The organism is Amycolatopsis keratiniphila, from assembly GCF_000400635.2.
Classification (GTDB): Bacteria; Actinomycetota; Actinomycetes; order Mycobacteriales; family Pseudonocardiaceae; genus Amycolatopsis; species Amycolatopsis keratiniphila.
Window position 1 is genome coordinate 529,950 of sequence record NC_021252.1, and the last position, 24,137, is coordinate 554,086.

The 24,137-nt window shown below is 67.9% G+C and carries 22 protein-coding genes; 18 read left to right on the forward strand and 4 right to left on the reverse strand.

Annotated features, from left to right (window positions below; translation table 11 throughout):
• Position 1: 1 nt before the first annotated feature.
• The 17 genes from AORI_RS43570 to AORI_RS82130 all read left to right on the forward strand — a co-directional run bounded on the left by AORI_RS43570 (position 2) and on the right by AORI_RS82130 (position 19,618).
• Complete coding sequence (locus tag AORI_RS43570) at positions 2-1,288, forward strand: geranylgeranyl reductase family protein (RefSeq protein WP_016330959.1); 1,287 nt, start codon at positions 2-4, stop codon at positions 1,286-1,288.
• An 852-nt stretch (positions 1,289-2,140) separates the two neighbouring features.
• The gene (locus tag AORI_RS43575; protein ID WP_037335926.1) at positions 2,141-2,548 is read left to right on the forward strand and encodes an NADH-quinone oxidoreductase subunit A; all 408 of its coding nucleotides are present in this window, start codon (positions 2,141-2,143) and stop codon (positions 2,546-2,548) included.
• A 6-nt stretch (positions 2,549-2,554) separates the two neighbouring features.
• On the forward strand, positions 2,555-3,103 hold the full coding sequence (locus AORI_RS43580; RefSeq protein ID WP_005151847.1) for a NuoB/complex I 20 kDa subunit family protein: 549 nt from the start codon (positions 2,555-2,557) through the stop codon (positions 3,101-3,103).
• A 5-nt stretch (positions 3,104-3,108) separates the two neighbouring features.
• Positions 3,109-3,873 (forward strand): NADH-quinone oxidoreductase subunit C, encoded by a 765-nt coding sequence (locus AORI_RS43585; RefSeq protein WP_016330961.1) that lies wholly within the window; start codon positions 3,109-3,111, stop codon positions 3,871-3,873.
• Positions 3,870-5,240, forward strand: coding sequence for an NADH-quinone oxidoreductase subunit D (locus AORI_RS43590; protein WP_016330962.1), 1,371 nt, complete (start codon positions 3,870-3,872; stop codon positions 5,238-5,240). Before AORI_RS43585 ends, AORI_RS43590 begins: the two co-directional genes overlap by 4 nt.
• Positions 5,237-6,109 (forward strand): NADH-quinone oxidoreductase subunit NuoE, encoded by an 873-nt coding sequence (nuoE, locus tag AORI_RS43595; protein ID WP_016330963.1) that lies wholly within the window; start codon positions 5,237-5,239, stop codon positions 6,107-6,109. The genes AORI_RS43590 and nuoE overlap by 4 nt, the downstream gene beginning before the upstream one ends.
• Positions 6,109-7,389 (forward strand): NADH-quinone oxidoreductase subunit NuoF, encoded by a 1,281-nt coding sequence (gene nuoF, locus AORI_RS43600; protein ID WP_016330964.1) that lies wholly within the window; start codon positions 6,109-6,111, stop codon positions 7,387-7,389. Before nuoE ends, nuoF begins: the two co-directional genes overlap by 1 nt.
• Positions 7,386-9,866 carry an NADH-quinone oxidoreductase subunit G gene (locus AORI_RS43605; protein ID WP_016330965.1) on the forward strand — a complete coding sequence of 827 codons (2,481 nt, stop codon included), beginning with the start codon at positions 7,386-7,388 and terminating at the stop codon, positions 9,864-9,866. The genes nuoF and AORI_RS43605 overlap by 4 nt, the downstream gene beginning before the upstream one ends.
• A complete protein-coding gene (gene nuoH / locus AORI_RS43610; protein WP_016330966.1) occupies positions 9,863-11,200 on the forward strand; it encodes an NADH-quinone oxidoreductase subunit NuoH in 1,338 nt (445 codons plus the stop codon). Before AORI_RS43605 ends, nuoH begins: the two co-directional genes overlap by 4 nt.
• Positions 11,187-11,726, forward strand: coding sequence for an NADH-quinone oxidoreductase subunit NuoI (gene nuoI, locus AORI_RS43615; RefSeq protein WP_016330967.1), 540 nt, complete (start codon positions 11,187-11,189; stop codon positions 11,724-11,726). The genes nuoH and nuoI overlap by 14 nt, the downstream gene beginning before the upstream one ends.
• Entirely contained in the window at positions 11,723-12,568 is an 846-nt protein-coding gene (locus AORI_RS43620) for an NADH-quinone oxidoreductase subunit J (protein ID WP_016330968.1), read from the forward strand. Before nuoI ends, AORI_RS43620 begins: the two co-directional genes overlap by 4 nt.
• Positions 12,565-12,864, forward strand: a complete 300-nt coding sequence (gene nuoK / locus AORI_RS43625) for an NADH-quinone oxidoreductase subunit NuoK (RefSeq protein WP_005151882.1) — start codon at positions 12,565-12,567, stop codon at positions 12,862-12,864. Before AORI_RS43620 ends, nuoK begins: the two co-directional genes overlap by 4 nt.
• A 12-nt stretch (positions 12,865-12,876) precedes the next feature.
• The gene (gene nuoL, locus AORI_RS43630) at positions 12,877-14,775 is read left to right on the forward strand and encodes an NADH-quinone oxidoreductase subunit L (RefSeq protein WP_016330969.1); all 1,899 of its coding nucleotides are present in this window, start codon (positions 12,877-12,879) and stop codon (positions 14,773-14,775) included.
• Between the two features lie 175 nt (positions 14,776-14,950).
• Complete coding sequence (locus AORI_RS43635; protein ID WP_016330970.1) at positions 14,951-16,501, forward strand: NADH-quinone oxidoreductase subunit M; 1,551 nt, start codon at positions 14,951-14,953, stop codon at positions 16,499-16,501.
• Between the two features lie 3 nt (positions 16,502-16,504).
• Entirely contained in the window at positions 16,505-18,070 is a 1,566-nt protein-coding gene (gene nuoN / locus AORI_RS43640; RefSeq protein ID WP_016330971.1) for an NADH-quinone oxidoreductase subunit NuoN, read from the forward strand.
• 97 nt (positions 18,071-18,167) lie between these two features.
• On the forward strand, positions 18,168-18,953 hold the full coding sequence (locus AORI_RS43645; protein WP_016330972.1) for an alpha/beta fold hydrolase: 786 nt from the start codon (positions 18,168-18,170) through the stop codon (positions 18,951-18,953).
• Between the two features lie 32 nt (positions 18,954-18,985).
• Positions 18,986-19,618 (forward strand): Scr1 family TA system antitoxin-like transcriptional regulator, encoded by a 633-nt coding sequence (locus tag AORI_RS82130; RefSeq protein WP_016330973.1) that lies wholly within the window; start codon positions 18,986-18,988, stop codon positions 19,616-19,618.
• 5 nt (positions 19,619-19,623) lie between these two features.
• Here the strand turns inward: AORI_RS82130 and AORI_RS43655 are convergent, their stop codons facing one another.
• The 4 genes from AORI_RS43655 to AORI_RS43670 form a co-directional block, all read right to left on the reverse strand.
• Positions 19,624-20,376 (reverse strand): ESX secretion-associated protein EspG, encoded by a 753-nt coding sequence (locus AORI_RS43655; protein WP_016330974.1) that lies wholly within the window; start codon positions 20,374-20,376, stop codon positions 19,624-19,626.
• A gap of 27 nt (positions 20,377-20,403) precedes the next feature.
• A complete protein-coding gene (locus tag AORI_RS43660; RefSeq protein WP_228688289.1) occupies positions 20,404-21,456 on the reverse strand; it encodes a hypothetical protein in 1,053 nt (350 codons plus the stop codon).
• Positions 21,457-21,719: 263 nt separating this feature from the next.
• A complete protein-coding gene (locus tag AORI_RS43665) occupies positions 21,720-22,337 on the reverse strand; it encodes a DUF3558 domain-containing protein (RefSeq protein ID WP_016330976.1) in 618 nt (205 codons plus the stop codon).
• Entirely contained in the window at positions 22,337-22,759 is a 423-nt protein-coding gene (locus tag AORI_RS43670; RefSeq protein ID WP_016330977.1) for a hypothetical protein, read from the reverse strand. The genes AORI_RS43665 and AORI_RS43670 overlap by 1 nt, the downstream gene beginning before the upstream one ends.
• A gap of 314 nt (positions 22,760-23,073) precedes the next feature.
• Here AORI_RS43670 and AORI_RS43675 point away from each other — a divergent pair, with 314 nt between their 5' ends.
• Entirely contained in the window at positions 23,074-24,132 is a 1,059-nt protein-coding gene (locus tag AORI_RS43675; protein WP_016330978.1) for a hypothetical protein, read from the forward strand.
• Positions 24,133-24,137 lie beyond the last annotated feature (5 nt).

Consider the following 24,137-nt stretch of genomic DNA (forward strand, 5'->3'; position numbering starts at 1 on the left):
CATGACACGTCGCAACCCTGACCACGACGCCGAGGTCATCGTCGTCGGTGCCGGTCCGGCCGGGTCCACCGCCGCCACGTACCTCGCCCGCGCGGGCGTCGACGTGCTGCTGCTGGAGAAGACCGAGTTCCCGCGCGAGAAGGTGTGCGGCGACGGCCTGACCCCGCGCGGCGTCAAGCAGCTCATCGACCTGGGGATCGACACCAGTGAGGACGCGGGCTGGGTGCACAGCCGCGGCCTGCGGATCCTCACCGGCGAGCTCACGCTGGAACTGGACTGGCCGGACCTCACGAGCTACCCGCCGTACGGCGTTTCGCGGACCCGCCAGGACTTCGACGACCTGCTCGCGAAGACCGCGGTGAAGGCAGGCGCGCGGCTCTACGAGCGCACCACCGTCACCGGTGCGGTGACCAGCCCGACCGGCCGCGTGATCGGCGTCGAGGCGAAGGTCGGCCCGGAGAAGACGCCGGTGAGCTACCGCGCTCCGCTGGTGCTGGCCTGCGACGGCGTCTCCGCGCGGCTCGCGCTGAGCGTCGGCATCCAGAAGAACGAGAAGCGCCCGATGGGCGTCGCGGTGCGGCAGTACTACAAGAGCCCGCGTCACGACGACCCGTTCATCGAGGGGCACCTGGAGCTGTGGGACCGCTCGGACCCGCGCGACCCGAAGCTGCTGCCCGGCTACGGCTGGGCGTTCCCGCTGGGCGACGGCACGGTGAACGTCGGCCTCGGCATGCTGTCGACGTCGGCCGCGTTCCGCAGCACCGACTACCGCGCGCTGCTGCGCCAGTGGCTCGACGGGACCCCCGAGGAATGGGGCTACCGCGAGGAGAACGCCATCGGCAAGGTCGGCGGCGCCGGTCTCCCGATGGGCTTCAACCGCACCCCGCACTACCGCGACGGCCTGCTGCTGCTCGGCGACGCGGGTGGCATGGTCAGCCCGTTCAACGGCGAGGGCATCTCGGCCGCGATGGAGTCCGCGCAGCTGGCGTCGGAGTTCGTCGTGCAGGCGCTGGCGCGGCGCGAAGGACCTTCGCGCGAGCGGGCGCTGGAGGGCTACCCGCGCGCCGTCGCGGAGCTGATGGGCGGCTACTACCGGCTCGGCAACGTGTTCGCGAAGCTGATCGGGAAGCCGAAGGTCATGCACGCCGCGACGAAGTACGGCCTCCGGATCAACTCGATCCTTCCGTTGGTCTACAAGGGACTTTCGGGTTGCTACGACGCCAAGGGCGGGGACGGCGTCGACCGTCTCATCGCTGCTCTGGCGCGGGCGACTCCCTCTCCGCGCTGACGCTGGGCTGAAGGGGCCCTTCGCCGCATCTCACGCGGTGAAGGGCCCCTTCCCTCGGCTCAGCCGCGTGAAGGGGGCCTTCACTCGCTTCGGGAGGGGCGAGGCGGCGGTGCGGCCTGGGGCGCGGTGGTCGTGAGTGGCGATTCGGGTTAGAACCCGAATCGCCACTCACGACCACCTGTACCGAGACGGTGGTTTCACGTGATTGAGCGGACGGCACCTGTGATCCGACGGACGACACACGTGACCAGATGGACGACATGCCCTCGGTGAAGGCCCAGCTGCGAGACGTCCGCTCAGGCACGCGTGTCGTCCCTTGGATCACGTGCGTCGTCCAGCCAGTCACGCAAGACTGTCAGCAGGTAACCGAACACCGAATCGCCACTGATGCCCGCTGGCCCCACGCCTCACCCCGGCTCCCACCTGCGCCGCCCCACACGTCTGGACCAGTCACGGGTACTCCGCGCAGTGGTATCGGTCACAGGACAAATGCGGTCAAACAGCCCCCTGAAGCCGATCTTGAGAACGACGTCGCAGGTCACCGGTACCGCACGCCGGAAGTAACCGTACTGGCCGTGCGGTCAAGTTAGGGCAGCCTTATAGCACGGGGCCTAGGGACAAGAATGTGAGTCACGTCCTACACTCGCCCCATGCTTTGTGAATCGCTTCACATCCTCGACGGGAGGCTTGTGAACTATTTCACAAGCAAGGAGGCCGTCATGCACGGCCCGTAAGGGTTGCCTAACCCTCGGCGGTGTGACCCAGGTGACTTAGGGTGCCGACCGAGGGAAGCGGTGAACCCCGACTCGAAAACCGCAGCGGCGCGGAAAGGATGGCGAAAACCCCGTGCTGATGTTGCCCGTGCTGGCCCAGGCGGACACCTCGAAGGTGCCCAACCTGGACATGTACCTCCCCCTGGTCCTCCTGTTCGTCCTCGCTCTCGCGTTCGCGGTGCTTTCGGTGCTGCTCGGCCCGCTCGTCGGCCCGAGCCGGGCCAACAAGGCGAAGCTCGCGGCCTACGAATGCGGTATCGAACCGTCGCCGCAGCCGGTCGTCGGCGGCGGCCGGATGCCGGTCGCGTACTACATCACCGCGATGCTGTTCATCCTGTTCGACATCGAGATGGTCTTCCTCTACCCGTTCGCGGTCTCCGCGGACGCGCTGGGCATGTTCGGCCTGGTGGAGATCGTGCTGTTCATCGCGACGGTCGGTTTCGCGTACGCCTACGTGTGGCGTCGCGGCGGCCTGGATTGGAACTAGAGAAGCATGGGCCTCGAAGAAAAACTCCCCAACGGCATCCTCCTGGCCAGTCTCGAAGGCCTGGTGAACTGGGCCCGCAAGAACTCCATGTGGCCCGCCACCTTCGGTCTCGCCTGCTGTGCGATCGAGATGATGACCGTCGGCGGTTCCCGCTACGACATCGCGCGCTTCGGCATGGAGCGCTTCAGCGCGACGCCGCGCCAGGCCGATCTGATGATCGTCGCCGGCCGCGTCACGCAGAAGATGGCGCCGGTGCTCCGCCAGATCTACGACCAGATGGCCGAGCCCAAGTGGGTGCTGGCGATGGGCGTCTGCGCCTCGTCCGGCGGCATGTTCAACAACTACGCCGTGGTGCAGGGCGTCGACCACATCGTCCCGGTCGACATGTACCTCCCCGGCTGCCCGCCGCGCCCCGAGATGCTGCTCGACGCGATCCTGAAGCTGCACGCCAAGATCCAGGACGAGCCGATCAACGCCCGCCGGGCCGCGATCCGCGCCGCCAGCGGTGAGCGCACCGAGCTGATCGCCTCCTCGATCAAGTACGCGAAGAAGTGAGCGACGTGCCCGAAGAAAACTCCCCCGAAACCCCGGAAACCGGCGGCGAGCAGTCCAGCGCCGAACGGCCCGCAGGCGGCCTCGAACCGCAGGGCACCCGTCCGGCCGAGCCGGTCGTCACCGGTAAAGAGCGCCAGGGCATGTTCGGCGTCCGCGGCACCGGTGACACCTCCGGTTACGGCGGCGTCCGCCTCCCCGCGTACAGCCCGCCCCCGGCGGAGCGCCCGTACGGCGGCTGGTTCGACGAGTTCGCCGACGAGTTCTACGCGGCCTTGGCGGACAACAAGATCCCGGCGAACGCGATCCAGCAGACGACCGTCGACCGCGGCGAGATCACCTTCTACGTCTCCCGCGAGCACCTCGTCGAGATCGCCAAGGTCCTGCGCGACGACGCCGGTCTCCGCTTCGAACTGCTCAGCTCGGTGTCCGGCGTCGACTACGGCGTCGACGTGCCGCAGCGGCTCCACTCGGTGTACCACTTCACGTCGATGACCTACCGCCGCCGCATCCGGCTCGAAGTCACCCTCGACATCGAAGACCCGCACGTCCCGTCGCTGGTCGGGGTCTACCCGACGGCCGACTGGCAGGAGCGGGAGGCCTGGGACATGTTCGGCATCGTCTACGACGGTCACCCGGCGCTGACCCGCATCCTCATGCCGGACGACTGGGACGGTCACCCCCAGCGCAAGGACTACCCGCTCGGCGGGATCCCGGTCGAATACAAGGGCGCGGAGATCCCGCCGCCGGACCAGCGGAGGTCGTACTCGTGAGCACCGAACACCTCTCAGACGTCACCACGGGCACCGACACTTCGCCCGAGGGCAGCGACAGCGTCGAGTACGCCGACTCCCGCGAGACCACCGAAGGCCGCGTCTACACCGTCTCCGGCGGTGACTGGGAAGACCTCATCGAGGACTCCCGCCACGACGAGCGCATGGTCATCAACATGGGCCCGCAGCACCCATCGACGCACGGCGTGCTCCGGCTCGTGCTGGAGATGGAGGGCGAGACCGTCACCCAGCTCCGCTCGGTCATCGGCTACCTGCACACCGGGATCGAGAAGAACTGCGAGTACCGCACGTGGACCCAGGGCGTCACCTTCGTGACGCGCATGGACTACCTCGCCCCGCTCTCGACCGAGATGGCGTACTGCCTCGGCGTCGAGAAGCTGCTCGGCATCCAGGCCCCGCGCCGCGCCGAACTGCTGCGCGTGATGCTGCTGGAGATCAACCGCATCGGCTCGCACCTGGTCTACATCGCCACCGGCGGGATGGAACTCGGTGCCACCACGGCGATGACGCTCGGTTTCCGTGAGCGCGAAGAGGTCCTGCACCTGCTGGAGCACCTCACCGGCCTTCGGATGAACCACGCGTTCATCCGCCCCGGTGGGCTCGCGCAGGACATGCCCGCCGACTACCACGAGGTGGTCAGCCAGTTCGTCAAGACGATGGACGAGCGGCTTCCCTTGTACGACAAGCTCTTCACCGGTCAGCCGATCTGGCGCAACCGGCTCAAGGGCGTCGGGTACCTGCCGGTCGACGCGTGCCTCGCGCTCGGTGTCACCGGCCCGGTGCTGCGCAGCGCGGGTCTCCCGTGGGACATGCGCAAGACCGAGCCGTACTCCCGCTACGAGGAGTTCGAGTTCGACATCCCGACCTCCACCGAGGCGGACTGCTGGGCGCGCTACCTGCTGCGTGTCGAGGAGATGCACCAGAGCCTGCGGATCATCAAGCAGTGCCTGAAGAAGCTCGAGCCGGGTCCGGTCATGGTCGAGGACAAGAAGGTCGCCTGGCCGGCGCAGCTCTCGATCGGCAGCGACGGCATGGGCAACTCGCTCGAGCACGTCCGCAAGATCATGGGCCAGTCGATGGAGTCGCTGATCCATCACTTCAAGCTGGTCACCGAGGGCTTCAAGGTCCCGCCGGGCCAGACCTACACCTCCGTGGAGTCGCCGCGCGGTGAACTCGGCGTGCACCTGGTCTCCGACGGCGGCACCAGGCCGCTGCGGGTCCACGTGCGCGAACCGAGCTTCGTGAACCTGCAGTCGATGCCCGCGATGGCCGAAGGCGGCTTGGTGGCGGACGTGATCGCCGCCATCGCCTCGATCGACCCCGTCATGGGGGGAGTGGACCGTTGAGCACCCAGCCCGAAACGACACCGACGCCCGAGCCCGGCACCAGCCTGGCCGAGCAGACCCACATCGCCGCCGGTGGCGACGTCGACGTGATCGCGATCGCGCCGGATCCCGCCGAGGCGGAAGGGATCCTGGAGAACGCGAAGCTCGAAGACATCTTCGACGCCGACACGTACGCCAAGGCGCAGAACCTGATCGCGCGGTACCCGCAGTCGAGGTCGGCGCTGCTGCCGATGCTGCACCTGGTGCAGTCGGTGCAGGGTTACGTGAGCCAGGAGGGCATCGCCTTCTGCGCGCAGAACCTGGACCTCTCCGACGCCGAGGTCAGCGCGGTCGCGACGTTCTACACCATGTACAAGCGCCGCCCGTGCGGCGAGCACCTGGTGAGCGTCTGCACGAACACGCTGTGCGCGGCCATGGGCGGCGACGCGATCTACAAGAAGCTCCAGACGCATCTCGGCTCCGAAGAGAAGCCGTTGGGGCACAACGAGACCGCGGGCACGCCGAACGAGCCCGGCTCGATCACGCTGGAGCACGCCGAATGTCTCGCGGCCTGTGACCTCGCCCCGGTCATCCAGGTCAACTACGAGTACTTCGACAACCAGACCGAGGACAAGGCCGTCGCGCTGGTCGACGCGTTGCAGGCGGGCAAGAAGCCGGCCCCGACGCGCGGCGCGCCGCTGACGAACTTCAAGGGTGCCGAACTGCAGCTCGCCGGGTTCTTCCCGGAGGACGCGCAGCAGTACCGCACGGACGTCGACGGTCCTTCGCAGGCCGTCGAAACCCTGCGGGGCGCGCAGGTCGCGCAGGATCGCGGCTGGACGGCTCCCGCCATGAAGGACGTTCCGCTCCCCGAAGTGGAGAAGAAGTAATGGCCGATCCCATCACCCCGGTCCTCACGAAGCGCTGGCTTTCGCCCAACTCCTGGACGATCCAGTCCTACGAAGCCCTCGAGGGCTACACCGCGATCCGCAAGGCGCTCAAGGCCACTCCCGAGCAGATCGTCCAGCTGGTCAAGGACTCCGGCCTCCGCGGCCGTGGCGGCGCGGGCTTCCCGGCCGGCATCAAGTGGTCCTTCATGCCGCCGAACGAGGACAAGCCGCACTACCTCGTCATCAACGCCGACGAGGGCGAGCCGGGTACCTGCAAGGACATCCCGCTGATGATGGCGGACCCGCACTCGCTGATCGAGGGCTGCATCATCGCCTCGTACGCGATGCGTTCGCACCACTGCTTCATCTACGTCCGCGGCGAGGCGCTGCACTGCATCCGCCGCTTGAACGCTGCCGTGCGCGAGGCGTACGAAGCGGGCTACCTCGGCAAGAACATCCTCGACTCCGGATTCGACCTCGACATCACCGTGCACGCGGGCGCCGGGGCGTACATCTGCGGCGAGGAGACGGCGCTGCTGGACTCGCTGGAAGGCCGTCGCGGCCAGCCGCGGCTCAAGCCGCCGTTCCCGGCCGCCGCGGGCCTCTACGCCGCGCCGACCACGGTGAACAACGTCGAGACCATCGCCAGCGCGCCGTACATCGTCAACGGCGGTTCGAGCTGGTTCCGCGAGATGGGCCGCGAGAAGTCGCCCGGCCCGAAGATCTACTCGATCTCCGGCCACGTCGAGAAGCCCGGCCAGTACGAATGCCCGCTCGGCACCACGCTGCGCGAACTACTGGACATGGCGGGCGGCATGAAGGACGGCATCCCGTTGAAGTTCTGGACGCCGGGTGGTTCGTCCACGCCGATGTTCACCGCCGAGCACCTCGATGTTCCGCTGGACTTCGAAGGCGCGGCGGAAGCCGGGTCGATGCTGGGCACGACGGCCGTGCAGGTCTTCAACGAGACCGTTTCCGTGCCGTGGGCCGTGATGAAGTGGACGCAGTTCTACGAGCACGAGTCCTGCGGCAAGTGCACGCCGTGCCGTGAGGGCACGTACTGGCTGGCGCAGATCCTGGAGCGCATGGTCGAGGGCAAGGGCACCGAGGAGGACATCGACACCCTGCTCGACGTCTGCGACAACATCCTCGGCCGCTCGTTCTGCGCCCTCGGCGACGGCGCGGTCTCGCCGATCCAGAGCGGTATCAAGTACTTCCGGGATGAATTCCTGGCTTTGTGTCAAGCAAACAAGCGCGAATTGGTGGGGGCGCAGGCATGACGATCGCACCCGACAAGCCCGGGACGTCCACAGAGGACACTCCGGTCCCCGAGGGCCACGTCAAGCTGGTCATCGACGGTGAAGAGGTCATCGCGCCCAAGGGCGAGCTGCTGATCCGCACCGCCGAACGGCTCGGCACGGTCATCCCGCGCTTCTGCGACCACCCGCTGCTCGACCCGGCGGGCGCCTGCCGCCAGTGCCTGGTCGAGGTCGAAATGGGTGGCCGCCCGATGCCGAAGCCGCAGGCCTCGTGCACCATGACGGTCGCCGACGGCATGGTCGTGAAGACCCAGCTGACCTCGGCCGTCGCGGACAAGGCCCAGCAAGGTGTGATGGAGCTGCTGCTCATCAACCACCCGCTGGACTGCCCGATCTGTGACAAGGGCGGCGAATGCCCGCTGCAGAACCAGGCGCTCGCGCACGGCCGCGCGGATTCCCGCTTCGTCGACCAGAAGCGGACCTTCGCGAAGCCGCTGCCGATCTCCTCGCAGGTGCTGCTGGACCGGGAGCGTTGCGTGCTCTGCCAGCGCTGCACCCGGTTCTCCCGCGAGATCGCCGGCGACCCGTTCATCGAGCTCCTCGAACGCGGCGCCCACCAGCAGATCGGCACCGCCGAGACCGCGGACGTGCTGGACCTGGCCTCGCGCACGACGTCGGGCCAGCCGTTCCAGTCGTACTTCTCCGGCAACGTCATCCAGATCTGCCCGGTCGGCGCGCTGACGTCGGCCGCGTATCGGTTCCGTTCGCGGCCGTTCGACCTGGTGTCCTCGCCGAGCGTGTGCGAGCACTGCTCGTCCGGCTGCGCCGAGCGGACCGACTTCCGCCGCGGCAAGGTCATGCGGAAGCTCGCGGGCGACGACCCCGAGGTCAACGAAGAGTGGCTCTGCGACAAGGGCCGCTTCGCGTTCCGTTACTCGACCGCGGACGACCGCATCCGGCGCCCGCTGGTCCGCAACGCCGACGGCGTGCTCGAAGAGGCTTCCTGGACCGACGCGCTGCGCGCGGCCGCCGAAGGGCTGGCCAAGGCGCGCGACGGCAAGGGCGCCGCGGTGCTGACCGGTGGCCGTCTGACCGTCGAGGACGCCTACGCGTACTCGAAGTTCGCGCGGATCGCCTTGGGCACCAACGACATCGACTTCCGCGCCCGCCCGCATTCGGCCGAGGAGCTGGGCTTCCTCGCGTCGCACGTGGTCGGGACGACGCCGGAAAGCGGAGTCACCTTCGGCGAGATCGAGCGGGCGCGCACGGTGCTGTGCGTCGCGTTCGAGCCGGAGGACGAAGCGCCGATCGTGTTCCTGCGGCTGCGCAAGGCGGCCCGCAAGAACCGCACCCGCGTCGTCCACTTGGGACAGTGGACCACCTCGTCGGTCCGCAAGACCTTCGGCGAACTCCTGGCTTGCGCTCCGGGCTCCGAGGCCGCCGCGATCGACGGCATCGCGCAGCACGCGCAGGACGTCGACCAGGCGCTGGCCGCCGAAGGGGCCGTGATTCTCGTCGGCGAGCGTGCCGCCGAGGTCCCGGGTCTCTTCTCGGCCCTGCACCGGCTGGTGGAGCGCACCGGCGCCCGGCTCGCGTGGATCCCGCGTCGCGCGGGTGAACGCGGTGCCCTGGCGGCGGGCGCGGCGCCGACGCTGCTGCCCGGCGGCCGCCCGGTCGCCGACGCCGAGGCTCGCGCCGAGGTCGAAAAGGCTTGGGGCGTCACACTTCCCGCCACGGAAGGCCGCGACACCACCGCCATCCTCAAGGCCGCTTCGGGTCAGGACATCGACGGCCTGCTCGTCGGCGGTGTCGACCCGGACGACCTGCCGGATCCGGACCTGGCCCGTCGCGCGCTCGAGAACGCGAAGTTCGTGGTGAGCCTGGAACTGCGGCACAGCGGGGTCACCGAGCACGCGGACGTCGTCCTCCCGATCGCCCCGGCGGTCGAGAAGGCGGGCAGCTACCTGAACTGGGAAGGCCGCCGTCGCGAGTTCGCCGTCACCCTCGAAGGCACCGGTGCCTTGCCGGACTGCCGGGTGCTCGACACCCTCGCCGTCGAGATGGACGCGGACCTGTTCACCCAGACCCCGGCCGCTTCCGCCGCCGATCTGGCCAAGCTGCCTGCTAGGAACGGGGCGTTCCTTGCGGAATTTGCAAGTAACGGACCGTTCATTGCACGCGCCGAGCCCAAGAACGGGCAGGTCCTCCTCGCCACCTGGCGCCAGCTGATCGACAACGGTTCGCTGCAGGACGGCGAGCCGCACCTCAAGGGCACCCAGCGCGAGGTCGTCGCCAAGCTCTCGGCGAAGACCGCCGAAGGCCTGGGCGGCAGCGTCAAGGTCTCCACCGAACGCGGTTCCATCACGTTGCCGATCGAGGTCGCCGACCTGCCGGACGGCGTCGTGTGGCTCCCGGGCAACTCCGACGGCTCGGCCGTCCGCGCCTCTCTCTGCGCGGGCCACGGCTCGGCCGTCACCCTCACCGGAGGTGAGAAGTGACTCCGTTGCTCAGCCAGATGCCGGACGCCGCCGAGCGGGCGGCGCTGCTGGCGGACGACCCGTTGTGGCTGGTCCTGCTCAAGACGGTCGTCATCCTGCTGATCGGCCCGATCCTGACGATCTTCCTGATCGTCTGGGAGCGCAAGGCCGTCGGCCGGATGCAGAACCGTCCCGGCCCCAACCGGGTCGGGCCCGGCGGCTACCTGCAGTCCCTCGCGGACGCGATCAAGCTGCCGTTCAAGGAACAGATCATCCCGGACACCGCCGACCGCAAGGTGTACTTCCTCGCGCCGGTGATCTCCGCGGTGCCGGCGCTGATCGCGCTGGCGGCGATCCCGTTCGGGCCGGTCGTCTCGATCTTCGGTGAGCGGACCGTGCTCCAGCTGGTCGACCTGCCGGTCGGCGTGCTGGTGATCCTGGCCTGCTCCTCGATCGGGGTGTACGGCCTCGTGCTGGCGGGCTGGTCGTCCGGCTCGCCGTACCCGCTGCTCGGCGGGCTGCGAAGCGCGGCTCAGGTGATCTCCTACGAGATCGCGATGGGTCTTTCGATCGTCGGCGTGATCCTCTACTCGGGCTCGATGTCCACCTCGGCGATCGTCGACTCCCAGCAGACCGGCTGGTACTTCTACCTGCTGCTGCCGAGTTTCGTGATCTACCTGATCTCCATGGTCGGTGAGACCAACCGCGCGCCGTTCGACCTCCCCGAGGCCGAATCCGAGCTGGTCGGCGGGTTCCACACCGAGTACAGCTCGATGAAGTTCGCGATGTTCTTCCTCGCCGAGTACGTCAACATGGTGATCGTCTCGGCGTTCGCGACCACGTTGTTCCTCGGTGGCTGGAAGTTCCCGTTCGTCGGCGCGGACCACGCGCTGAACCAGGGCTGGCTCCCGCTGATCTGGTTCACCGCCAAGCTGTTCATCCTGCTGTTCGGCTTCATCTGGCTGCGCGGCACGCTGCCGCGGCTGCGGTACGACCAGTTCATGCGCCTGGGCTGGAAGGTCCTGGTGCCGGTCAACCTGGTCTGGATCGTCGTGATCGTCACGGTCCGCGCGATCAAGAACTCGGGTGGCCTGTCCACCCCGCAGATCCTCATCGGCGGCGGCGCGCTCATCCTCGTCGTCGTCATCCTGAGCCTGCTGCTGCCGGACAAGAAGGTCCCGGAAGACGACTACGTCCCGGTGACCGGCGGCGGGTTCCCCGTGCCGCCGCTCGACCTGCAGGTCCCGGAGAAGACCCCGCGTCAGAAGGCCCTCGCGAAGGCCGAAGCCCGGGCTGCCAAGCGCAAGCCCGCGGCGGTTTCCAGTGGAAGGGAGGCCGGCGATGGGGATGTTTGATCCCATCAAGGGTTTCGGTGTCACCTTCGGCATGATGTTCAAGAAGGTCGCCACCGAGGAGTACCCGGAGGCGGGCGCCCCCGCGGCTCCGCGGTATCACGGCAGGCACCAGCTCAACCGGCATCCGGACGGGCTGGAGAAATGCGTCGGCTGCGAGCTGTGCGCGTGGGCCTGCCCGGCGGACGCGATCTTCGTCGAAGGCGGCGACAACACCGAAGAGGCGCGGTACTCGCCCGGTGAGCGGTACGGCGCCGACTACCAGATCAACTACCTGCGCTGCATCGGCTGCGGGTTGTGCGTCGAGGCCTGCCCGACCCGGTCCCTGACGATGATCAACTTCTACGAGCTGGCCGACGACGACCGGCAGCGGTTGATCTACACCAAGGAAGACCTCCTCGCGCCGCTGCTGCCCGGCATGGAGCAGCCGCCGCACCCGATGCGGCTGGGCGACAACGAGCAGGACTACTACGTCAACGGTCCAGAACTCGCACGGAAGCCCGCTGAGTCGAAGGAGCCGGTCCAGTGATCACGGCTTTCCTCGCGCAGACGGACGTTTCGGCCGGGATCACCACCGGCGAGACCATCGCGTTCTGGGTGCTCGGCCCGCTCGCGCTGCTCGGCGGGCTCGGCATGATCTTCTCCCGCAACGCCGTGCACTCGGCGCTGTGGCTGGTCCTCACGATGCTGTGCCTCGGCGCGCTGTACATGATCCAGCAGGCGCCTTTCCTCGGCTTCACGCAGATCATCGTCTACACCGGCGCGATCATGATGCTGTTCCTGTTCGTGCTGATGCTGGTCGGCCGGGAGAGTTCCGACTCGGTCGTCGAAGTGCTGCGCGGGCAGCGGGTCATGGCGACCCTGCTCGGCATCGGCGTCGGCGGCCTGCTCGCCGCGGGTCTCGCCCGCGCGCTGGCCAACGTCACCCCGGCGCTGCCGCGTGATCCGGCGAACCTCGACGGCGGCGGCCCCGGCGGGCTGGGACGGCTCATCTTCACCAAGTACCTGTTCCCGTTCGAGCTCACCTCGGCGCTGCTGATCACCGCCGCGCTCGGCGCGATGGTGCTGGCGTTCACCGACCGGCACGCCAAGGGCGGCAAGAAGAACCAGAAGGAACTCGTCGTCGACCGGTTCACCGGCAAGCACGACCGGCCTTCGCCGCTGCCCGGCCCGGGTGTGTTCGCCACGGCCAACTCGGTCGCCACCCCGGCGCTGCTGCCCGACGGCTCGATCGCCAGGGAGTCGCTTTCGGAGATCATCGAGTCGACTTCGGCCGCGCAGCTGGAAACCGAACGGAAGCAGGTCGCCGGGACCGACGAAGGTCCGGACGCCCACGCTCTGGTCGGCAAGTCTGAAGGGGAGAAGGAATGACCCCGACGTACTACCTGCTCCTGTCCGCGCTGCTGTTCGCCATCGGCGCGGTCGGGGTGCTGGTGCGCCGCAACGCGATCGTCGTGTTCATGTGCATCGAGCTGATGCTGAACGCGGCGAACCTGTCCCTGGTCACGTTCGCCCGGATCAACGGGTCGCTGGACGGCCAGGTGATGGCGTTCTTCGTGATGGTCGTCGCCGCCGCCGAGGTCGTGGTGGGGCTCGCGATCATCATGGCGATCTTCCGCACCCGGCGCTCGGCCTCGGTCGACGACACCAACCTGCTGAAGTACTAGGGAGCACCGAGAGTGACCGCATCATCGTGGCTGCTGGTGGCCTTTCCCGCCCTCGGCGCCCTGATTCTTCTGCTGGCCGGTAAACGCGCTCGTCCTTGGGGACACCTTCTCGGCAGCGCCACCGTCACGCTGTCCTTCGTGTACGGCCTGATCCTGTTCTTCACGGCCGACACGAAGGCCACCGCCGACGTCAAGCTGTTCTCGTGGATCCCGGTTTCGGCGCTGCAGGTCGACTTCGGGCTGCGGATCGACGCGCTGTCGCTGACGTTCGTGCTGCTGATCACCGGCGTCGGCATGCTGATCCACTTCTACTCGATCGGCTACATGGCCGAGGACCGTGACCGGTCGAGGTTCTTCGCGTACCTCAACCTGTTCGTCGCCTCGATGCTGATCCTGGTGCTGGGCAACAGCTTCGTGACGCTGTACCTCGGCTGGGAAGGCGTGGGTCTCGCGTCGTACCTGCTCATCGGCTGGTACCAGGACCGCCCGTCCGCGGCCACCGCGGCGAAGAAGGCGTTCCTGATGAACCGCGTCGGTGACGTCGGGCTCGCGCTGGCGATCTTCCTGATGTTCAAGTACGTCGGGAGCACCGGTTACGCCGAGGTGTTCGGCGCCGTCGGCCAGATCCCGACCGGTGCGGTCACCGCGATCGCGATCCTCCTGCTGCTGGGCGCCTGCGGTAAGTCCGGCCAGTTCCCGCTGCAGGCCTGGCTTCCCGACGCGATGGAGGGCCCGACCCCGGTCTCGGCCCTCATCCACGCGGCGACGATGGTCACCGCCGGCGTCTACCTGGTCGCCCGCGCGCACGAGATTTTCAACGCCACCGCGGACGGCCGCCTGATCGTCACCCTCGTCGGCACGGTCACGCTGCTGATCGGATGCATCATCGGTTGCGCCTACGACGACATCAAGAAGGTCCTGGCGTACTCCACGGTCAGCCAGATCGGCTACATGATGCTCGCCGTCGGCCTCGGGCCGATCGCCTACGCGCTCGGCATCATGCACCTGGTGGCGCACGGTTTCTTCAAGGCCGGACTGTTCCTCGGGGCCGGTTCGGTCATGCACGCCATGAACGACGAGGTCGACATGCGGAAGTTCGGCGGGCTGCGCAAGCACTTGCCGGTCACCTTCTGGACCTTCGCCCTCGGCTACCTGGCGCTGATCGGCATCCCGCCGCTCTCGGGCTTCTTCACCAAGGACGCGATCATCGAAGCGGCGCTGTCGCAGGGCGGCTGGCGCGGCTGGGTGATGGGTGGCGCGGCACTGCTCGGCGCCGGCCTCACCGCGTTCTACATGACCCGCCTGATGGTGATGACCTTCTTCGGCAAGGAACGCTGGAAGGAGATCAAGAGCTCCGACGGCCGCGACTTCCACCCGCACGAATCGCCCGCGGTGATGAAGTGGCCGATGATCATCCTGGCGATCGGCTCGATCGGTGCCGGTGCGTTCTTCGCCCTCGGCGACCGGTTCGCCGAATGGCTCTCGCCGGTGGTCGGCCCGCTCGAAGAGGGTGGCCACAGCGTCATCCCGCACGCGCTGGTGCCGATCCTCACCGTGGCGCTTTCGGTGCTCGGCGCGGCGGCGGCGTGGCTCTTCGTCGGCCGTAAGGACGTTCCGGTGGAACGCCCCGAGCGGGTCTCGGCCGTGGTCAAGGCCGCGCGCAACGACCTCTACGGCAACACCCTGAACGAGACGCTGGTCGCCCGCCCGGGCACCTGGCTCGCCAGGGCGCTGGTCTACGTGGACAACCGCGGCGTCGACGGCGCGGTCAACGGGATCGCCGCCGCGCTCGGCGGCGGATCCGGGCGCCTGCGCCGCCTGCAGACCGGCTTCGTCCGCTCGTACGCACTGTCCATGCTGGGCGGCACATTCCTGCTTCTGGCGGCACTTCTGCTGGTGAGGTTCGCATGACTGCAAAAGCCATCACGCGGCTTGCGCGCTTCCGCGATTGCGTCGACAGGGCGCGACTTCCGCTGTCTGGCTCAGGTCTCGAGTCAGGGCGCCCTGCCCCCGCGATCGCGGGGCCTTCGGCCGGGGCGCGCTCTGTGGTTGATTCGGCTGCCGCGACTCTTGTGAGGACCCTCCCATGACACTGGTACTCGCAACCATCCTGCTGCCGCTCGTCGGCGCCGCGGTCGTCGCGGGGATGAAGAAGAACGACAGGCTCGCGACGCTCACCGCGCTCGTGGTGTCGCTCCTGACGTTCCTGCTGGTGATCCCGATGTGGGCGAGCTACACGCCTTCGGGGGACCGCATCCAGCAGAAGTCCTCGATGGACTGGATCCCGAACTTCGGCATCCACATCTCGTTCGGCATCGACGGCATCGCGCTGGTGATGATCGCGGTCATCGGCCTGCTGGTGCCGATCGTGGTCGGCGCGCTGGGCCTGACCGACAAGCTCCCGGCCGGGCGCTCGGCGGGCGGGTTCCTGTCGCTGATCCTGGTGCAGGAGGCGCTGACCATCGCGGTGTTCGCCGCGACCGACGTCTTCCTGTTCTACGTGCTGTTCGAGATCATGCTGATCCCGATGTACTTCCTGATCGGCGGCTACGGCGGCGCGAACCGGCAGTACGCGGCGGTCAAGTTCTTCCTGTACTCGTTCCTCGGCGGCCTGATCATGCTGGCCTCGGCGATCGGGGCGTACTCGCTCGCGTCGGACAAGCTCGGCAAGGGCAGCTTCGACTGGGAAACCCTCGTCACGGTCGTCCGCGACGCTCCGCTGGGCACGCAGATCTGGCTGTTCCTCGGGTTCTTCCTCGCGTTCGCGATCAAGGCCCCGCTGGTGCCGTTCCACACCTGGCTGCCGGACGCCGCGGGCCAGGCGCCCATCGGCGTCGCGGTGCTGCTGGTCGGCGTGCTGGACAAGGTCGGCACGTTCGGGTTCCTGCGCTACTGCCTCCCGATGTTCCCCGACGCCAGCAAGGAACTCGCGCCGTGGGTGCTGGTGCTCGCTGTCGCGGGTGTCCTTTATGGATCGATCCTCGCGGCCGGGCAGCGCGATATGAAGCGCTTCATCGCGTACGTGTCGATCGCCCACTTCGGCTTCATCGCACTGGGCATCTTCACCTTCAACGAGCAGGCGATGGTCGGCTCGGTGTCGTACATGCTGAACCACAGCCTCGCCACCGGCATGCTGATCGTGGTCGTCGGCCTGATCGTGATGCGCGGCGGATCCACCAGGATCTCCGACTACGGCGGCATGGCGAAGGTGACCCCGCTGCTCGGCGGGATGCTGCTCATCGCCGGTCTGTCCACTTTGTCCCTGCCGGGCACGAACTCCTTCATCAGTGAGTTCCTGGTGCTGCTGGGGTCCTTTGTGGACTACCCGGTGTACACGATCATCGCGACGGTCGGCATGGTGCTGGCCGCGGCTTACGTGCTCTGGCTCTACCAGCGCGTCATGCAGGGGCCCGTCCGCGGCGACGCCCTGATCGGCGCCGGTGGCGGACCGGGGACGGCCATGGCTCCGGAACTCGGGGCCACCAAAGCCATCAAGGACCTCGGCGGCCGGGAGATCGCGATCCTGGCGCCGATGGTCGTGCTGATCATCGCGCTCGGGTTCTATCCCAAGCCGGTGCTCGACACGATCACCCCGTCGGTGCAGGCGACGATGTCGTCCGTGCAGGGAGGCAAGTAAACCGTGCTCTTCTTGACTCAGGCGCCACCGGTGCAGGTGCCGTCGATCGACTACTTCGCCGTCACGCCGATCCTGATCATCCTCGGGGCCGCGTGTGTCAGCGTGCTGTTCGAAGCCTTCCTGCCCAAGCACATGCGGTGGCCTTCGCAGGTCTTCCTGTCCCTGGTCGGGATCGGGGCGGCGGGCGTCTTCCTCGCCTGGTACGCCAGCACTTCCGCGCCGAAGGGCGGCGTCACGACCTTCAGCGGCGCCATCGCCGTCGACCGGCCGTCGCTGTTCCTGTGGGGCACGCTGCTGGCGCTCGCACTGGGCGCGCTGCTGCTGATCGCGGACCGCTCGGTCGAGCCGGGTGGCGCGTTCGTCGCGCAGGCCGGTATCCGCCCCGGCACGGTCCAGGACCGCGCGCAGGTCGGCACCACCGGCATGCAGACCGAGGTCTTCCCGCTGACGCTGTTCGCGCTCGGCGGCATGATGGCGTTCGTCGCGGCGAACGACCTGCTCACCATGTTCATCGCGCTCGAAGTGCTGAGCCTGCCGCTGTACCTGATGTGCGGTCTGGCCCGTCGCCGTCGCCTGCTCTCGCAGGAGTCCGCGGTCAAGTACTTCCTGCTCGGCGCTTTCTCGTCGGCGTTCTTCCTCTACGGTCTCGCGCTGCTCTACGGCTACGCGAACTCCGTGAAGCTGTCGGACATCGCCAACGCCGCCGCCGGTTCGGACCGGTCGGACACGCTGCTGTTCGCCGGGCTCGGGCTGCTCGCGGTCGGCCTGCTGTTCAAGGGCTCGGTCGGCCCGTTCCACACCTGGACCCCGGACGTCTACCAGGGCGCGCCGACGCCGGTCACCGCGTTCATGGGTGCCTGCACCAAGGTCGCCGCGTTCGGCGGGATCCTGCGGGTGTTCCAGGTGGCGTTCGAGTCGACCAGCTGGGAATGGCGCGGGGTGCTCTGGGCCGTCGCGATCATCTCGATGCTGATCGGCGCGGTGCTGGGCCTGACGCAGACCGACGTGAAGCGCATGATCGCCTACTCGTCCATCGCGCACGCCGGCTTCCTGCTCGTCGGTGCCATCGCGATGACCGAGGAAGGCCTCTCGAGCACGCTGTTCTACCTGCTGGCCTACGGCTTCACCACGCTCGCCGCGTTCGGTGTCGTCTCGCTGGTGCGGGACTCGAACGGCGAGGCGACGCACCTGTCCGCCTGGGCAGGCTTGGCGAAGCGGTCTCCGGTACTGGCGGGTGTGTTCACCTTCCTGCTGCTCGCGCTGGCCGGTATCCCGTTGACCAGTGGCTTCGTCGGCAAATTCGTGGTGTTCTCGGCGGCCCTGTCCGACGGGATGGCGCCGCTGGTCGTCGTCGCCCTGGTCTTCAGCGCCGTCGCCGCGTTCTTCTACCTGCGGGTGATCGTGCTGATGTACTTCTCCGAGCCGGCGCCCGACGGCCCGACCGTCACCGTGCCCGGCGCGTTCACCACCACGGCGATCACGCTCGGCGTCATCGTCACGCTGGTGCTGGGCCTGCTCCCGGCGTTCGCCCTCGACTGGGCGGGCTCCGGCGGTTTCGCCCTCAAGTAGTCCCGGTTCGCGAAAGGCCCCCTCGCTGACGTGAGGGGGCTTTTTCGTGTCAGGGCGACGTCAGAGGGGTGTCAGGCCGGACCTCGATAGTGCCCTCATGACTTCCTCCACCTGGACCGGGATGGTCCCCGTCGAAGACACCGCGCTGGCCGTCACCGACACCGGCGGCCCCGGCATCCCCGTCATCTACCTCAACGGCCAGTTCGCCACCCAGGGCTACTGGCGGCGGATCCTCGCCGACCTGGGCACGGACTTCCGCCACATCACCTACGACGAGCGCGCCCGCGGCAAGTCGCGGCGTTCGGCCGACTACTCCTTCGAGGCCGCCGTCCGCGACGTCGACGCCGTCCTCGCGGCCCGCGGAGTGGAGCGGGCCATCGTGGTGGGCTGGTCCTACGGCGCGGTCGTCGCGGCGCACTGGGCCGCCAGGAACCCGGCGCGCACCATCGGCACGGTCCTGGTCGACGGCGCGTTCCCGTACGACTGGCTGGACGACGCCATGGAACAGCGGATCCGCAAGCTGTTCAAGCGGCTCAACCTGATCATGCCGCTGCTGCGCCCGACCGGCCTGACGCCGCGGATGACCGCCGCCCAGCAGGCGGAGAGCAACATCGAACTCGGCAAGCTCTCGAGGGAGGCCGAACTCGGCCCGGTGCTCGACGACATCAAGGTTCCGACGCGGTACGTGGTCGCGTCGGGAACGTCGTTCGGCAGTAAGGGGGACGAGCAGGAACAGATCCGCGCCGGGCTCGACGCGGTGACCATCCGCAACCCGAACATCAAGGTGAGCGCGAAGGTCGAGAGCAACCACGGGGCGCTGCTGAAGAAGGACTTCACCGCTATTTCGGGGGCTGTTCGCGAGGTCGCCCGGCTCGGGGAATGACTTGCCGGGGCGCATGGGGTAGGTTGCTCGCGATGCCGAAGCCCACACCCCGGGCGAGAGCGCTCGCCGAGGCACTTCGTGTCGCGCGGAAGGCCGCCAAACTGGCCGCGACCGAGGTGGCCGACAAACTGGTGTGGTCCCAGTCGACGATCAGCCGGATCGAAACCGACCTGCGCGCGGCATCCGCCGAGGAGGTGCCCGCGCTGCTCTCGCTGGCTCGCGACAACGGACCCTGGTGGTTCGCCGACTTGGCCGTTCAGCGGGAAACGCTTGTGCAGTACGGAAAGGAGACCACCAAGATCGTCGCTTTCGGGACCACGCTGGTTCCTGAGCCGCTCCGAACACCTGCCGACGCGAGGGCTACGAACTCTTCTTTCGCGGTGCTGGGCCGCCAGGTCGGTGGGCCGAGAGTGATGACGAATCAGCTCCAACATCTCATCGAGGTGGCCGAACGGCCCACCGTCGAACTCCGGGTCATCCCCTTCGCCGCCGGAGCGTATCCCGGTGGCGACTACGTTCGGCTGGAATTCGGTCCCGCGCGGCCGTTGGTCTACTTGAAACACCGGGGACCGGGCTGTTCCTGCACCGGCGCTGCGATGTCACACCCTACGTCCAGTCCACTGTGGACGCTGTCGCGCTGGATCCCGCCCGGTCGGTGCGCCTGATCGAGTCAGTGGTCGAGGCTCGCTCGCAACGCGGCGACCTTTTGCGCCAATAGCGTGGGTTCGCCGGGCAGGACGGTGATGTACCGGTTCCGGGGAGAACCGCTCACGTGCATGGCGACCCGGCCGGCGTCGAGGTCGAGATACGTCAGGTCGTCCTTGGCTTCCGTGCGTCTTCCGCCGTCGGGGCGCATGGCCGCGGCGAAGAACCCGACGCCGAAATACGGCAGCTCGAACACCTCGTCCAGTTGCCGGGCTTCCCGGCTTCGAGACGCAGGCTCGTCGTAGAGATCGTTGCCACCGTCGCCGTTGAAATCGTCCTGGGGCAAGGAGAATGGCGAGAATCGCGCGGGCGGGTACTCGGGCAGGTTCATCACGAGCGCGGCCGCGCGGTCGGAGGTTCGCACGCCCTTCAGCCACACCCGGTTTCCTTCGCAGATCGCCGTCACCGCGGCGCGCCCGCGTACGGCGACGAGCACGCTGTACTGCTCCGTCTCCGTGCGGACCGTCGCGTAGTACTCGGTGTTCGGCCGGTCGAGTATGTGCAGGACGTCCTCGAAGTCGCTGGTCAGCCGCTTGCCCTCGGTGAACCCGAGCCCACCGAGCTCCTCGAACGCCGCCCGGTCTTCGCCGTTCCGCGACGACGGCGGGATGTACCGCAGCCCGCCCGCGAAGATCAGATGCGGATCTCCGCAACCGGCGTGACGGAACGCGGTCAACAGTGTGTCGAGCGTGATCTCGACCGGGCGCGCGAGCACCACGTGGCTCCCTCCCCTGGGACTGTGGTGCTACTTCTTCTTCTCGCCGATCACCGGCGGCATCGGCTTTTCGATGTAGCCGCCGAAGGTCTCGTCCGGGTCCGGGTTCTGGAGGTAGGCCGGAGCCTTCTTCTCCTTGTCCTCCTCGCCCTTCCCGCGGGCGGCGCCGGGCGCCATCGGCATTCCGTTCGCGCCGCCACGACCAGCGGAACCGGCCGCTCCCGCCGCGCCACGGCCGCCCATGGCCTCGCCGTGCATTCCCGCGCCGCTACGACCACCCATGCCGGGCTGCTGCCCTGTCCCGCCAGGCCTGCCTGTCCCGCCGGCACCGGGGCCGCCTGTCGCACCAGGTCCGCCTGTCGTACCTGGGACGCCTGGCGGCCTGCCTCCAGGGCCGTAGACACCGGGCCCGCTCATCCCGGGTCCGTAACCGGGCGGGAAGGCACCAGGCGTGTTATAGGTCGGGTTCGGTTTCCCGGTCGGCCCGAAGTCGAGGTTCGCCGCCGGCGGTACCACCGGCGTTGTCTGGGGCGGCGTGTACGAACTCGCACGGGTCCCGTCGTCCGGTAGCTGATGGCCAGGATGCTGCGTGCCCGGGTACTGGCCAGGCTGAGGCCCTTGCCCAGGCTGAGGACCGCTGTCCTGTGCGCCACCCGGCGCCGGCGCGCTCGGCCCGCTGGGCCCACTCGGCGTGCTGGGGCCACTGGGTCCGCTCGGTCCGCTCGGGCCTCGGTACGGCTCGCCGGCGCCATGCTCGCGTCCGTCGGAGCCGTCGCCGAACCCCTTCACCACGGGCTTCCCGGCGCCGCCCTCGTCCAGTGTGACGCTGCCGCCGGGGTCGGTGAGCTGCGCGTACTGGGCGGGCAGCTCGTCGCCGTTGGCGGTGCTGGCGGAGTGGTAGGACGCGAAAGTGTCGATGTTGTGCTGGCTGTCGGCTTGGTACCCCTGCACCCGGCTCCAGTAGCCGACCAGGCTGCCACCCATGACGGCCTTGACGTCCTCGGCGGTCGGTGCGGGCTGCTCGGGCGGAACCGGCTTGACCGAGTTCTTGGCCTTACCGAACGCGTCCGTTTGGCTCGTCATGGCGTTCTGGGCGATCGTTACGTGCATAGCGTCGTCCGCAGCGGCGTCGACGAGCGGTCGAGTCGCCGCGACGGCTGCGTCACTTGCGCCACCCTGCCAGCCGCCGGCGGTCTTCTGGCTGAGGGCCGTGATCCGTTGCAAGCGTTCTGAGTGTTTGGAAGCTAGGGTGTAGGCACTTTCCTGTGCACGAGCCAGTGATCCGGTGCCTTCGCCACCCGTGATCTGTTCATAGATCTGGGTGGCGGTGAGCGGTCCTGCCGGCATCAGTTACCCCCTCGGATGGTGGCCAGCACCCTGATCGCGGCTTCTCGTGCGATGGCGCACGGATCCTTCTTGCCGATGTTGACCTCAGACAGTGTCGAGGCGATGCCCAGTGATTGGGTATCGCTGGTCCCCAGCGCCACCGAGCAGTCGCCTTGGCCGCGGATGTCGATGACTCCATAGGCGGTCACCGGATAGCCGTCGATCGGTTCGAGTGGTTCGAGAAACTTGTAGTTCGTCCCCTTGCCCGCATAGAACTTCGCGGTGCCGCTGTCACCGAAATCACTGACGATCACTTGGACCACAGGCCGAGATGTGGAGGGGATGCGCCACAGACAGGAAGGTCCGGCTGCGCCGTCCGCTCGCTCGGCTTCGGCCCGGGTGCCCAGGAGTTCGTCGACCCGGGGTTCGGTGAGCGTGGCGCAGGGGTCTTGTTTGAACCGTGCCACGTCGATCGGGTTCCCTACCTTGGGGACGCCTGGCGGCAAGCCGGTCGAACTCGAAGGCGCGGAGCTCGGTCCGCCGCTGGTGGGGGTGGGGCTGCCGTCGACGGTCGGTGTCGAGCACGAGGAGAGAGCTGCGAGCGCGGCCGCGCTGAGGAACAGGGTGGCGCGTCGCATCAGGTGAGGCCCTCCGACTGCTGGTTGATGGCGATTCTGGCGTGATCCTCGGCGGTGGCGTACTTGCCGAGAGCGGTGACGTACTTCTTGGCCATGTTCTCGCAATAGGCGACGCGGTCGTTCAGTGCCTTGACGAGCGCTTCGCCGGACTTGCGGGTAAGCAGGGCGTTGTCCCCGCTCGCGTACTCCAGCCCCGGAGGCTGGGCGGCGGCGATGTTGAACGCATGGGTGCGGTCTTTCCGGTATTCAACGGCCAGGTCAGACCACTCTTTGACCAGCTCATGCAGTGTCGCCTCGTCGTACTTGAACCCGGCGCCTTCCGCGACAGGCGTCCCATAGGAGCCCCCAGTGGGCGGAGCCTTACAGACCGAGCCCGGGTCGAAGCCAGGTTGATATACGGGTGTCCCCTCAGGCACGGCCATGCACCCCCGCGGCGCCGAACCGCTCCCCGCTGAATGGCCGAAGCCGCCCCGAAGTCACCGTCGTCATGTGCCCCTCCCGTGGCTACAAGGCGCGTCTCCCCGATGCACCCTGCGTAATCCGACGCCGGGAAGATTACCAGGGTTCCCGGGCCGGTGAACCCGTCTGCATAAAGCCACGTTCCCTGCTGAATAGCCGAGCCAGACTCGGTGACTATCCGTGAAAACCGATCGTGTGAATGCGCCTCGAGAAACAGGGTTCTACCTGGTGGGCGGCATGCAAAATTTGCATACTCTGCGTAATGAAGTTTTGAAGAGTGATTTTCGGCGCAGTACTCCTGAGCCTGCTGGCGGGTTGTGCGGAATCCGTGGAAACGCCCCCTCCGCCACCGCAGTTTCCGAAATGGCAGCCGAAGCAGCCGCGTCCGGCGGATCGCGACGAGGAGGCCGTCGATACGGCGCTCGCGACGCTGGATCTCTGCGAGTTGATCGACCTCGCCGTTTACGACCGTAGGAAGGGAGGCGATACCCGGCCGGTCGAGCGGAGAACGGAGGTGAAACGTGACAGGAAGCAGTGCTCGCTGTTCCGTGGGGGCTACGACCTGATCTCGGTCCGCGATATGGACCCGAGCCACCTTGTTCTCCACCGGGTCGACGGCGCCGTCATCGACTTGGGCGGCGTGAAGGGCTATCAGACCGAGACCAGGCGCATGGGCGGTCTCGATGGTTGCGAGATCACAGTGCCGGTGAGCTTCGAGCGCGCGATCACGTTCGAGGTCGGCAGGGCCAGCCGCAGCAAGGACTGCGGACTCCTCCGGGACTTCGCCACCGCGGGCGCCGCGAAACTGCCCCGCGACCTCGTCTACCCACCGGAAGGTCAAGACAGTGCCCGGGTGGGGGCCTGCGCGGACTGGGGCGCCACCGAAAAAGGGGAGACCTGCGATCCGGCTGTAGAGGTCGAAGTGCCGACCGGTGCCGAGAAGATCCTCGCCGCCGGCGCCGCCGATCCGAACCTCGAATGCGCGGTGTTCCGCGACGCGGTCAAGATGGCCTTCGGGGCGGACTTCGCGCCGATCGCCACGCCGGGGGAGTGGCACGCTGACCCGAACAAGACCTACAAAGACCACCAGCTGATCACGTTCGGCGAGAGCCCTGGGGTCACGTTCCGTACGCAGGACGACCGCGAATTCGCCCTTTACGCCGCACCGCTCGGGAACATCGACGTTCGCGGGCATGTCCGGCTGAGGGTCGTGCCCGAGCACGAGAGAGGGAGCAAAGACTGGGACCGCCGGCAGGTCGTTTCGGACCTGGACGTCGGCAATGCGCTCGCTGTGATGGATTTCGTGATGGCGACCCACTTTCGGGGGCCCAGGTGACGGCC